At 40.9% G+C, this 12604-nt stretch carries 10 protein-coding genes; 3 read left to right on the top strand and 7 right to left on the bottom strand.

Annotation, left to right across the window (positions count from 1 at the left end):
- Positions 1-17: 17 nt before the first annotated feature.
- The 6 genes from AAEU29_RS16925 to AAEU29_RS16900 all read right to left on the bottom strand — a co-directional run bounded on the left by AAEU29_RS16925 (position 18) and on the right by AAEU29_RS16900 (position 6497).
- Positions 18-1226 carry an ABC transporter permease gene (locus tag AAEU29_RS16925; protein WP_421974407.1) on the bottom strand — a complete coding sequence of 403 codons (1209 nt, stop codon included), beginning with the start codon at positions 1224-1226 and terminating at the stop codon, positions 18-20.
- A gap of 10 nt (positions 1227-1236) precedes the next feature.
- A complete protein-coding gene (locus tag AAEU29_RS16920) occupies positions 1237-2550 on the bottom strand; it encodes an ABC transporter permease (protein ID WP_421974406.1) in 1314 nt (437 codons plus the stop codon).
- A 2-nt stretch (positions 2551-2552) separates the two neighbouring features.
- The gene (locus AAEU29_RS16915) at positions 2553-3257 is read right to left on the bottom strand and encodes an ABC transporter ATP-binding protein (protein WP_421974405.1); all 705 of its coding nucleotides are present in this window, start codon (positions 3255-3257) and stop codon (positions 2553-2555) included.
- Positions 3258-3295: 38 nt separating this feature from the next.
- Positions 3296-4552: an efflux RND transporter periplasmic adaptor subunit gene (locus AAEU29_RS16910; RefSeq protein WP_421974404.1), complete on the bottom strand. Its 1257-nt coding sequence runs from the start codon at positions 4550-4552 to the stop codon at positions 3296-3298.
- Positions 4553-4890: 338 nt separating this feature from the next.
- Positions 4891-5580, bottom strand: coding sequence for a hypothetical protein (locus AAEU29_RS16905; protein WP_421974403.1), 690 nt, complete (start codon positions 5578-5580; stop codon positions 4891-4893).
- A gap of 128 nt (positions 5581-5708) precedes the next feature.
- Positions 5709-6497: an AraC family transcriptional regulator gene (locus tag AAEU29_RS16900; protein ID WP_421974402.1), complete on the bottom strand. Its 789-nt coding sequence runs from the start codon at positions 6495-6497 to the stop codon at positions 5709-5711.
- Positions 6498-6617: 120 nt separating this feature from the next.
- On the opposite strand from AAEU29_RS16900, the gene AAEU29_RS16895 reads away from it, so the two are divergent.
- Together AAEU29_RS16895 and AAEU29_RS16890 are read left to right on the top strand one after the other, a co-directional pair.
- Positions 6618-7796 carry an MFS transporter gene (locus AAEU29_RS16895; protein WP_421974401.1) on the top strand — a complete coding sequence of 393 codons (1179 nt, stop codon included), beginning with the start codon at positions 6618-6620 and terminating at the stop codon, positions 7794-7796.
- 229 nt (positions 7797-8025) lie between these two features.
- Entirely contained in the window at positions 8026-8988 is a 963-nt protein-coding gene (locus AAEU29_RS16890) for a hypothetical protein (RefSeq protein WP_421974400.1), read from the top strand.
- 60 nt (positions 8989-9048) lie between these two features.
- On the opposite strand, the gene AAEU29_RS16885 is transcribed toward AAEU29_RS16890, so the two are convergent.
- Positions 9049-10080 (bottom strand): LacI family DNA-binding transcriptional regulator, encoded by a 1032-nt coding sequence (locus tag AAEU29_RS16885; RefSeq protein ID WP_421974399.1) that lies wholly within the window; start codon positions 10078-10080, stop codon positions 9049-9051.
- Positions 10081-10265: 185 nt separating this feature from the next.
- Between AAEU29_RS16885 and AAEU29_RS16880 the strand changes: the two genes are divergently transcribed.
- Entirely contained in the window at positions 10266-12599 is a 2334-nt protein-coding gene (locus AAEU29_RS16880; RefSeq protein WP_421974616.1) for a GH92 family glycosyl hydrolase, read from the top strand.
- Positions 12600-12604: the final 5 nt, after the last annotated feature.

The following is a 12604-nucleotide window of genomic DNA, read 5'->3' as shown; positions in this document are numbered from 1 at the left end:
GAACTTTTAAGTAAGCGTTAAATCGTTCGGGTTGCAATACTTGGTGCAATATTCGCAGCGCGCTTTGCAGGCCCAATTACAGCAAGCAAACTCATTGCAAACACAGCTACCGCGGTTACTGCTACATACCAATAAGATAGCGCTGGTACAGAATAGTGTGCCATTAACTGCTGCCCTAAAAAGACTGCGCCACACACACCTAGAACTAACCCAGCAATGCAGATCAGGCTGTTTTCAACCACAAAGTATTTAATAATGGCTGACTTACGGGCACCCAATGCACGACGAGTACCGATTTGTTTCGTGCGCTTATTAATATTAAACAGCGTTAAACCAAAGATACCAAGCGCGGTAACCAGTACCAGTACGCTAATTAAAATTACTAACATGCGCATCATGAGTAAATCTTCTGCAACATAGTTCGCTTTTTTCTTATCAAGGCCAGTTAAATCTTGAATAACACGTTTGGCGTAGTTTTGATGCATTACCGTTTCAATTTGTTTCATCACATTTGCACGTTGTCCAGGCTCGGTACGCACTAAAAATTGCTGTAACTTACTTGGATCTAGCAATGGCAAAATCACCGATTTATCTTTGCGTTCTGCCATTTTTAACCATGGCCCTTTCATCATTCCAATAATGCCAACGACCTTAAGTGGTTGATCGCCCATATACAGGGTTTTACCAAGGCCATCACCATTTGGGAAAAACTCGTCCATAAGTGCTTTGGTTGCTAATGCGACATTCGGGTGTTTGCTAAAATCGCGATTTATCACCACTTCTTCTTGAGTGAAGTTACGCCCAGCAATCAGTTCAACACCGAGTGCATTTAAGCCGTGCTCATCGGTTTCAAAATAACTGGCGTTATCTGTTTTTGCTTTTTCAGGTGCTGGCTTCAAACGAAATGTGGTTGATGATCCCCCACCTGATAAAGGCACAGCATTAATATGCACCGCATCTACCACACCGGGCATTTGACGAAGTGTTTGCTCATCAAGTTCAACCTGTTGAATTAAATCAACATCGGTGCCAAACATCATCACATTAAATTTAAAGATATTGTCTTCTTCGTAACCGGTTGGTTGATTTAAATAGTTTATGCGATCGTTAATAATAAATGCCGCATTACTAACAATTGCTGTGGTAATTGCAATTTGAATTAATAGCAGTACCGCACCTACTTTTGAGCGAAGCAGTGCATTGAAAATTGGTTTAATTTCTAACATGGTGCACTCCTTATTGGGTTTTTAAGTAGGTAGACGGTGTGGTTCTACACACCAGCCATGCTGGGTAAATACCCGCGATAATACAGGCTGAAATGGCAATAATGGGTGCCGTCATTAGCATGCTGATGTCCATATTAGCTAGGCTTTCGTAGTAGCTATAACTTTGGCGAATACCCAGTAAGCCAAGTTGTGCCACTAAAATACCCAGCACACCACCAAACAAACCTAACATGCCCACTTCAACAATGTGTTGATAGAATACTTGCCGCTTGCTTGCACCAAGTGCACGGCGCACACCTACTTCAGGCGCTCGGCGTAAAAACTTAGCCAGTAACAAACCTAAAATATTGGCAAGGCACACGGCTAAAAACATAAAGCTTAGCGCTACCATAATTTTATTGTCTTCGTTAACCACTTCCATGTAGGCAATCCATTGGTTAACGTCTCTTAATTTGTACTCAGGCTCTTTGCGATTAAAACGGCCATGGCTTTGTTGCTCTGTAATGTAATTAGTTAGATAGTCACCAAATGCCTGTTTTTCTGCTGCGCTATCAAGCTGTATCCAAAACTGTAACCATACTTTTTCAGAATTTAATTTATCACTGAAGGTTTTAACCGTCTCATGCTTCCAGCCGTTGGTATTACCCCACGTATTGATTTCGTGCGCTTTTATTAACGAAAACGGAATAAAGATTTTTTCAGGGTCGTTAAACGGGCCATTGTTTAAATCATAATATTTAACATGTACCTGCCAATCTTGAATAACCCCAACAACTCGCATACTTAAGTCATCAAGATAAAGTGTTTCACCGACACTGTTTTCGGTGCCAAATAGCTTTTTGCTCATACTTTCTGAAATAACCGCTACTGGCGCTGCATTTTGTTCTTGCTCAAGGCTCCAAGCGGCGCCATGCAAAAACGATAAATTAAACATCTCAAAGGCGTCACGCGATGTAACACGTGCAGTTTCTAAAAAAGGCTTAATTTTGTCAGAATTTAAATGTACCGAAAAACCAGTTTTCATCAGCGCAGCGCGCTTGTATGGTAAATCGGCATTAAGTAGGTGCTCAGTATCTCGATAAGTCAGTTGATATGGCACGTTGTCAGATGAAAACCATGTTTCAACCTCATCCATAATTTGTAATTGCACTGCAAACAGCTTATTACTTTTATTTGGGATGGGGTCCATCGACATCATGTGATACACCGACAAACTGGTCATGGTAACGCCAATACCAATGGCGATTGCCATTACCATCAGCACACTTACCAGTGGCGTGCGCTTAAAGCTACGCCAACTTAAATCAATATAATGGCTAAACATGGTTACGCTCCCACTGCCACATTTGGGTTACCTTGATACAAGGTAAAATCAGCCAATTGACCATCAACTACTTGAATATTGCGCGGTGCACGACGAGCCAGCTCTGCATCGTGCGTTACCATCACAATGGTGGCGCCATCACGGTTAATTTGCTCAAGTAGCTCCATCACTTGACGCGCCATTAAACTGTCTAAATTACCGGTAGGTTCATCGGCAAGTAAAAAGCGGGGTTCGCCAGCAAGCGCCCGTGCAATAGCGACACGCTGCTGCTGCCCCCCAGAGAGTTGTTGCGGTAAGTGCTTAGCACGGCTTGCAAGGCCTACTTGCTCTAAGCATTGTTCAATGCGGCGCTTACGCTCAGCCGCTTTAATGCCACGATAGCGCAGTGGCACTTCAACATTTTCATATAAATTAAGGTCTGGAATTAAGTTAAAGCCCTGAAAAATAAAACCAATTTTTTGGTTACGTAAGTCGGCGCGTTGGTTGTCGTTAAGTTTGCCGACATCAATGCCATCCAGTAAGTACTCGCCACTTGAAAACGGCTCTAACATACCTGCTATATTTAAAAAGGTGGTTTTACCTGAGCCTGACGGCCCTGTAACCGCAATAAACTCGCCTTCTTCTACGTTTAAATTAAAGTCTCTAAGCGCATGCGTTTGTACCATTTCTGTTTGATACACCTTGCTAATATTATTCATTTTTAACATGTTGTTTCCCTTTTTATCCTGTTGATTTGATGCACCGCTTAGCGCAGTAAAATTGCATCTGCATTTTTAAATGTGTCGTAATTTGAAATGATGATTTGATCACCGGTTTTTAGGCCTGCCAGAATTTCTACGTTGTTAATGCTGGTTACACCGGTATTAATCTCAATGCGCTCTGCAATATCACCGTTAACTTTGTAAGCAACATAGCCACCTGCGTTAAGAAAACCACCGCGCTTTACCATCAACACGTCATCACGGTTTTCAAGTAAAATACGCCCGGATAAACGCTGATTTTGGCGAATATTGCTAATATCATTTTTGGTAAAACGAACACGTGTGGTGACTTCACGGTTGTTCACTTCTGGTGAAATCGCAGACAGCGTGCCTTTAATTTGCTCTAAACCAATTTTAAGTTCTACTTCCATGCCTATGCCTAAGTCATTGGCATAACTTTCAGGTACTTGCAGCTCAGCTTCAAAGGCAGACAAATCAACCAAGGTAAGTAATGCTTGGTTCTTATTGACCAGCGCTTTTGGCTGCACCAGTAAGTTACCCACAATCCCTGATACACTGGCTTTTACACTGAGGTTAGTTACCTGACGCATCAATTCATCCACAACCAATTGTTGGCGTACAACCTGACTTTTGGCAGATTGCAGCTCAAACGCTAAGGTGTCTTTTGCAAGAGCCACTTCTTGCTCGGCATGTTTAAAAGTGAGTTTTGCCTTGGCAAGGTCGTCTACTGCTTTTTCTAAATCAATTTGGCTAATTAAGCGTTTTTCAATCGAGATTTTAGCGCGGCGATTTTCTCTTTCAGCTGCGTTAAGTTCAACTTGCGCTAAATCTAAGGTTTTTGTAAGTGCCAGCGCTTGGCGACGGGCATCGAGTTCGCTTCTTGCAAGCTCGCCTTTTAACCTAGCTAGCTCAGATTCTTGCTGTTTCAGATTGTTATTAAGCTCTGGGCTTTCAACTTCAGCAATTACTTGGCCTTTTTCCACAGTATCACCGGCTTTAACCTTTAACGTAACAAAGCCTTGCTCAGGGCTATAAGCTTTTGGTGCATTGGCCGCAACAATTTTACCTGTAGCGGAAATATCACGTACTAAGTCGCCTTTCACTACCGTAGCCAATTTTAACTGTGCTTTATTTACTGAAATAGTTGCACTTTCTGAGTTGATCATCGCAAAACCTGTCCATGTCACAACTGCAAGTACCGCTGTTAAAAGCAAAACAGGTTTTACAAAATTCGATTTTTGCTTAATAACCTGATCTTGTCCGCTGGTATCTCTGATCATCTTAATTCCTTACATACTAAAATTGTGTTCAAAAACACGGATCAATAATGAAGCCGCTAACATCAGCATCGGCACTATAAAAAAACTGGACACTAAAACCATTGTCTTCTTCCTTAATCGTGAATTACCAAGAATAAATACCAGTTGTGTGCCAATTTTAAAAAAGCAATAATTTCAGTTGTTTAGATATTTTTCAGGAAGTAAATGTCTGTCCGCGGACAGTAAAAGTGTCCGCAGCGGACACTTTTATTTATAAGAAACTGTGATAGGAGATGTAAAAAGGTCGATATGTTTTTTGCAAGTGCAAGCATGGCATTAAAATAATTGCCAAAGTAAAGTTAATTCATATAAATAATCAAGAATTCACAGTTTAAAATGTGCTTTTGCGCAAGTTGTTTTGTGGGGTTATACACATCTGCAGGGCGTGGTCCTAAATGTGTTTGTTTTTCTTCCTTTGCCAACTTAAAAGTTTGGCGTAAATTTTTAAAATCGACTGTAAGATGATTATCAGCAAAAAACCATTGGCCGCTAAGTGTGTCGATTTTATCGCCGCCATCGCCAATTAGTTCGTATTCTAAAACCGCTTGACCATCTTTATTAAGCGCGAGTGTACCGTCAGCAACATCGCAATACTGTGTGCGTAAATAAGGTGGCAGGTCAACTTGTCTCTCGGTACCTGGTTTACGTAAGTACAGCCCTAAATGGGCTTTTGAATAATAATGGTTGCCTTCACTAAAGCGAAATTCTTGTGATGTTTTATGTCCGTTAGCAACGAGCCAATTATCAAGGCGAGCAATTATCTCTGGTTGATTATAAGTAGGGTTTAAGGCCAACGTCGCATTCGGGAAATTCGCGGGGATCACAATCTCACTTAACACCACATCTATTTTTTGATTTTCCAAATGTTCACTCAGACTGGTTTTAAGCGTAGCGACTTCACTTTTTGAATACCCTTTTGTTACTAAATGCAGTTGTGTATTTACGCATGCGGTTAATAACAAAAAAGATAAAAGTACAAGTTGTTTCATATACATCCTTTTAATTACAAATGTAATTCCCAGAGTTAGGATTACACACGTAATCCTTTTATTCAAGCCTTTTCTCTAGCTTCTAGTCTTGCCCAGCTATCTAAACCATTTGCAGGTATTCAATGAAATTATTTATGTTGCGCTTTAACATACGCGTTGGGTGCGACGCCAAAATAATGTTTAAACGCAGTATTGAATGCCGACACCGATTCAAAGCCGAGTTCATGTGCAATATCTTGCTGACGATACCCTGCTTCTAATAACTCTACCGCTTTAAATGCTTTAAGCTTTTGTTTCCACTGCGAAAAGCCCATATTCATTTGCTTATTGAACAAACGACTGAGCGTACGGCTTGATGCACCCACCTTTTCACCCCACTCTTCTATGGTCAGTTTGTTTCCAGGATTGGCTAAAAGCTCACTAATAATTGGCATTAAGCGAACATCTTCACTTAGCGGCATCACAAAGTTAGTTTCTTTGGCAAGTTCAATACGGTCAATAAACACATCAATAAAACGCTGAGTTTTATCATCTAATTGATAATCATCTTGCCACGTGCAGATCTCTAAAATAAGCGCACGGAGCACACTGTCTACTTCAATTGATTTGGCAACATTGCCTAACCGCTCGGTATATTTCGCATCAATATAGACACTGCGAAACTTGCCGCCATAGCGACAAAAACTTTCATGCTCAAGCCCGGGTGGCAACCAAAGCGCCTGTTGCGGCGGAATAATAAATTTTCCTTCGGGGGTAAAAAGAGTGAGTACACCATTACTGGTATACGCTAGCTGCCCCCAAGTATGCTGATGGGTTTTTACATGCTCCCACGGCGGCATATTGGTCGCTCTTGGCAACACTGGTCTGCCAAGGGTTTTCTTTTTAAAGCGAGAAGGGGTTGAGCGCCATTGGTTCATTAACGAGCATTATAATCTTGTCTGATTTTATAAATAGAATGTCATATATTCGATAACATGACAAAGTATTACTGTTTTACACTTTTAGCGTTCTTATTCAAAACCGACAGGAGCGTCACTTTGCTTAACGCTATTAAATCTTATAAAGCCAGCCCTTTTAGCTTTTTAGCTATTGCGGGTGCAGTAATGGCATTTACCTTTTCAGCGTGGAATGCGTTGTTAAATAACTTTGCAATAGAAGCAGCTAATTTTAACGGCGCTAACATAGGTATGTTGCAGTCACTTCGGGAGATACCAGGGTTTCTTGCCTTTACTGCAGTGTTTGTCTTACTGGTGTTAAAAGAGCAAACCTTTGCACTTATCTCCCTCGCACTTTTAGTAATTGGTGTAGCACTTACTGGGCTATTTCCCACCGTTTATGGTTTGTACGCAACCACAGTGCTGATGTCGATTGGATTCCATTATTATGAAACAATTAATCAATCACTTAGCTTACAGTGGTTTTGTAAAGACGAAGCGCCTGAAAAGCTCGGAAAACTAATGTCTATCAAATCAATTGCGTCACTGTGTGCGTTTGCCATTATTTGGTTCTTGTTTACCTTTATGGCAACTTCATATCAGTTTGTTTATTTGTTTGTTGGCAGCATTGGCTTACTTGCTACTCTTTGGTTGTGGTTATCTCACCCAGAGTTTCAACAACATACTTCGCAGCATAAAAAACTGATTTTAAGAAAAGAGTATACCCTCTTTTATTTACTCACTTTTTTCTCAGGTGCAAGACGTCAAATTTTTATGGTGTTTGCTGGTTTTTTAATGGTAGAAAAATTTGGCTATGGCGTTGCTGAAATCTCTGCACTTTATATGCTCAACCACTTACTGAATATATTTATTGCACCAAAAATTGGCAAAATGATCGGTAAGATTGGCGAGCAGCGCGCCTTATCAATCGAATATATTGGCCTAATCTTTGTGTTTATTGGTTATGCTATTGTTGAAAGTGCAACCGGCGCTGCTGTGTTATATGTGATTGACCATATCTTTTTTGCTATGGCAATTGCGATAAAAACCTACTTCCAAAAAATCGCTCGCCCTGAAGACATTGCCGCAACCGCTGGCGTAAGTTTCACCATCAACCATATTGCTGCGGTAATTATTCCAGCAAGTTTTGGCTTAGTGTGGCTTTACGATAATTCATTAGTATTTTATTTTGGTGCTGTGCTTGCGTTTTGTTCACTGGTATTAAGTCAGTTTATTAACCCACATTTGGCAAAACAGCGTTTAGCAAATAACCCCGCTTAACTGAAAGGGCTATTTAGTAGCCCTACTCATGCTTCTATGCTAGTTCAGCCTTTATTGCAATAAACGCATCAACAACCTAGTCGGAAGCGTTCAAATTATAATCAACACAAACTTTAGTATTAGAAATAGTAGCTAATGTATCAATTTGTAAACAGCAGGGTTATTTGTCCTTTTAAACTGGTCTGAACACTATTATATTGCGCAAAAATTAATCACCCTGGATTTTATTATGACAACGTTAAAATCGATTATTCTTGCGGTAATTTGCTTAAGTGCAAATGGTGTTTTAGCAAAAACCACACTAACTAAACAAAATAACAGCCAGGGTTGGGCTTATGTAAATTATGTAGTGGATGCATCAGGTAATATCACCAACATTGATATTTTAGATCAGTCTGAATTTAGCGATGTTTCAAAAAACCTAAGCAAACAAATCGAAAAACAATTACGTAAACAGCCTGCATCTCATGTAAGTAATACCGTGTTTATTGCTGCAAATAAATCATCAAACTTACATACGAGTAAATCGTTTTATCAAAGCTATGCGCAAATTGAACAAAGCATAACAACAAGTTCTGTAGCGCAGCTTAAAACAGCAATTGCTAACCAGTTAAAATCGCTAGTAAAAACCGATGCAGAGCAAGCCTTATATTATTGGCTTAAAAGCCGTGTTTTCTACAAACACAGCGAATGGGCAGATTACGATATGGCAATGATGGGCGTCTTTAATACAGCACAAAACTTACCAGCAGAGCTGTCAGTTGCCGCGTTAAAAAGTGCTATTCACTGGTTTAATCGTGATCAGAACTACCAAATGGCAAGTTTCGCATTAAATAAATTAGAAACTGTATTAAAAAGTACCGCAGTTAATACCGATGAGTTACATGAGCAATACGTTAGCGATATTCAACACGGTATTGTGTCGAATAAAACACAAGCTACTCAAAAACAAATCGCTAATGATGCGCCGTTTTTTAGAAAGGTGTTTTTATCTGAAGGTGAAATTACAGTAAACCAAGGCAAAGTGTCAAACGCACAGCTACGTTGCGATGATAAAGTAGAAGACTTGAGCACCGCTAATAACACTATCGCCTTTTCAACCAAAGGTTTAAAAAACTGCCATGTACTTGTTAAAACCAATAGCGCCGCTAATGTAACCTTAGTGCAAACAGGTAATATCAACTTAATTTAAGTTATAAATGCGCGCCAAGCTATTTGGCGCGTACATTAAATTTAAGCTAGTGATTAATGGCTATGAGTCGCGTTCAATCAGCGCTACTGGCACTTGTTTTAAACTTTCCGACTTATCGCCTTTTAAAATTTCGCACACCGCTTTGGCTATATTGTCCGCGTCAATTTTTACTGTACTTAGTGGCACACTCATTAGTTTTGAGTCGTCCAAATCATCAAAACCAATGACGCCAATATCACGCCCCGGTTTAATATTTTGCTCGGCTAAATATTCCATCACGCCATAAGCCACAATATCGTTAAAACACATAACCGATTCAATTGAAGGTACTTTTTCTAAGCACATCGACATCGCCAATCGTCCGCCTTGGCGGTTAGTCGCACTATTAAATACCCAAGAGCTTACATCTGAGTGTTCATTAATAGCGTTGTTAAAACCTAATAATCGTTGATGATAATCCGAAATCGCATCATCACCTCCAATAAACGCAATTTGTTTATGGCCGCGTTTTATTAGTGCTTTGGTGGCGGTGTAAACCCCCTTTTCATTGTCAGGAAGTACGCAGGGTATGGTGCTGCCGCTTACTTGACGCATAATGCTCACCACTTGGGTTTGCATAGTTTGCAGCTCTTCAAGCCACTGTGCTTCAGTATTCGGCGCAGGACAGATAATAAAGGCTTTAACGCGATATTCTTTTAACTTGGCAACAATTTGCGTTTGGGTTTCGACATCTTCACTGGTGTTAACTAGCGTTGCCATTAGCCCCAGCTGACGCACATGTTTTTCAAGCGCCACCGCCAATTTCGCCGAATAGGGGTTGGTTAAATCGTTTATAACAATGGCCACTAAGTCCGATGATTTACTGCGCATGGCAGCCGCATCTCGGTTATACACATAACCGGTTTCTTCAATCGCCTTTAGCACTTTGTCTTTTGCTTTCGCACTTGCTTTTTCACTGCCGCGTAAAACTAACGATACAGTTGATTTAGACACCCCAGCAACGCGGGCAACATCATGAACTGTAACGGATTTTTTATCCTGTTGAGGGGACGCTTTTAGTGATTTATTTAATGAGGAGGTGTGATTTACCACTCAGCTTACCAGCTATAAATTTCATTATTATGGCTTGTATTCTAACAAACTGATCAGTATATTCAAATTAAAATTGGAACGTTCCATTTTTGTTTTATTTCGGCATGAGGCACACAATGAAAACAATAAGCCAGCACTGGCAACGTACAAAAAATACCGCTTTTTCTCTGTTTGCAAGCGGCGCAATGATGCTGACAATCCCTGTTGTATCGGCAAATACCCAATATGTAGACCCCTTTATTGGCACTGGTGGTGACGGTCATACATTTCCAGGAGCCGTTGTACCCTTTGGCATGGTGCAGTTAAGTCCTGATACCGATTCGGTGTTTCGCGGTATCGACCCTCAACCCGAAATTTATAAACGCTGTGCGGGTTATCACTATGATGACACCACCATTGTTGGCTTCTCTCACACTCATTTTAGTGGCACAGGGCATTCTGATTTAGGTGATTTACTGATGATGCCTATTACAGGAGAGGTCAAATTAGACGCGGGCACAGCCAAAAACCCCGATGCAGGATACCGCTCGCGCTTTAGCCATCAAAACGAAAGTGCCAAACCTGGCTATTACCAAGTATTGCTTGAAGACTACAAGATTAATGCCGAGCTAACCGCCACCACACGTGTTGGCATGCATAAATACACCTTTAAAGAGCATGATAAAGGCAGCGTGCTGCTCGATTTAACCCATGGCATATATAACTTTAAAAACAAAGTAATTTGGAGTGATGTGCGCGTTATCAACGACCGCACTATCTTGGCTTACCGTGCAACCAATGGTTGGGCGAACAATCGTCAAATGTACTTTGCTATCGAGTTTTCAAAGCCCTTTAAAGACATTGAACTGATTAATCTCGATAACAGCCGTTATCGCTGTAATGGTTGTTTAAGTGAAGGAAGCGGTAAAAAGCCATCAACCATTGTTAATTACAAAATTCCTGAAGCCGCAGGTAAAGCCCTTAAAGTCGTTGCTGATTTTGATAATTTAAAAGGCAACCCGCTATTGGTTAAGGTGGGTATTTCTGCGGTGAGCAAATCCAATGCCCTAGAAAATTTAAACAGTGAAATTCCCCATTGGAATTTCGATAAAGTGGTAAAGCAAGCAGACGATGTTTGGCATAAATCCCTCGATAAATTTGAAATTGAAGGCTCACTTTCACAAAAACGTCAGTTTTTCACCTCGGTTTATCATGCGTTGCAAGCACCAAGTGTGTATCAAGACGTCAACGGCCAGTACCGTGGTGTTGATGGTGAAATTCACCAAGCAAAAGATCACACCCATTACACCTTGTTTTCGCTTTGGGATACCTACCGCGCACTTCATCCGCTACTAACGTATGTCGAGCCAGACAAAGTATCTGACATGATTGCCTCAATGCTTGATCATTACCAGCAAAGTTATGACAAAATGCTGCCTATTTGGTCATTCCACGGCCACGAAACTTGGACCATGATTGGCTATCATGCGGTGTCGGTTATTGCCGACGCTTACCTAAAAGGGATTCGTGATTTTGATGTTTCCCTTGCTAAAGAAGCGATATTAGCAACCGCAAACCACCCGCATTACGATGCCATTCCTGAATACAAACACTATGGCTATGTGCCACTTGATGTGTTACCCGAATCAACCTCGATCACCCTTGAATACGCTTACGACGATTATGCCATTGGCCAGTTCTTAACAGCACTTGGCGATAATGAACTTGCAGCTGAGTACTATGAGCGTGCAACGTATTATCAAAATGTCTTTGATCCAAGCGTTAAATTTATGCGCGGGCGCATGAAAGATGGTTCTTGGAACCCAGATTTCGACCCGCAAGAAGCGAAATACATGGGCGCATTTACCGAAGGCAACAGCTACCAATACAGCTTTTATGTGCCACAAGATGTGCACGGTTTAATTAACTTAAAAGGTGGCGACAAAGCCTTTATTGCACGCCTTGATGAGCTTTTTGAAACTGAGCTTGCCTATGAAAAGATTAAAGAACATGAAGACATTGCGGGTTTAATTGGCCAATACGCTCATGGTAATGAGCCAAGCCATCATATTGCTTATTTATATAATTACGCAGGTAAGCCATGGCGAACACAAGCGCGCATCCGCCAAATTATGGATACCCTATCATCAGACAAACCTGACGGCCTTGCAGGAAATGACGACGTTGGGCAAATGTCGGCATGGTATATCTTTTCGGCGATGGGTTTTTACCCTGTTGCTCCGGGTGATTTAAGTTATGCACTCGGTGCACCACAACTGCCAAAAATCACCTTAAAACTTGCCAATAAAAAGCAATTTACTGTGCTTGCAAAGCACCTATCAGCAGATAACAAATTTGTAAGCCAAGTATCACTTAATGGCAAACCATTAAATCGCAGTTACATTACGCACGACGATATTATCTCAGGTGGCACCCTTGAATTCACCATGTCTGCAAAACCAAACAAAACCTTTGGTAATGCGTTATCGTCGCGTCCACCGTCACTGAGTAATCCGAAAAATCCAAATACATTGCATTAAAATTT

The sequence above is a fragment of the Pseudoalteromonas aquimarina genome, assembly GCF_049257255.1.
Taxonomy (GTDB): domain Bacteria; phylum Pseudomonadota; class Gammaproteobacteria; order Enterobacterales; family Alteromonadaceae; genus Pseudoalteromonas.
Note: the sequence above shows the minus strand (reverse complement) of the source record. Positions and strands in the feature narration are given on the sequence as shown.

Bases quoted from the DNA above. Each gene is read 5' to 3' on its own strand.
- AAEU29_RS16905 (WP_421974403.1), bottom strand. From the start codon at position 5,580: ATGAAACAACTTGTACTTTTATCTTTTTTGTTATTAACCGCATGCGTA.
- AAEU29_RS16915 (WP_421974405.1), bottom strand. From the start codon at position 3,257: ATGTTAAAAATGAATAATATTAGCAAGGTGTATCAAACAGAAATGGTA.
- AAEU29_RS16920 (WP_421974406.1), bottom strand. From the start codon at position 2,550: ATGTTTAGCCATTATATTGATTTAAGTTGGCGTAGCTTTAAGCGCACG.
- AAEU29_RS16910 (WP_421974404.1), bottom strand. From the start codon at position 4,552: ATGATCAGAGATACCAGCGGACAAGATCAGGTTATTAAGCAAAAATCG.
- AAEU29_RS16880 (WP_421974616.1), top strand. From the start codon at position 10,266: ATGATGCTGACAATCCCTGTTGTATCGGCAAATACCCAATATGTAGAC.
- AAEU29_RS16900 (WP_421974402.1), bottom strand. From the start codon at position 6,497: ATGAACCAATGGCGCTCAACCCCTTCTCGCTTTAAAAAGAAAACCCTT.
- AAEU29_RS16890 (WP_421974400.1), top strand. From the start codon at position 8,026: ATGACAACGTTAAAATCGATTATTCTTGCGGTAATTTGCTTAAGTGCA.
- AAEU29_RS16925 (WP_421974407.1), bottom strand. From the start codon at position 1,226: ATGTTAGAAATTAAACCAATTTTCAATGCACTGCTTCGCTCAAAAGTA.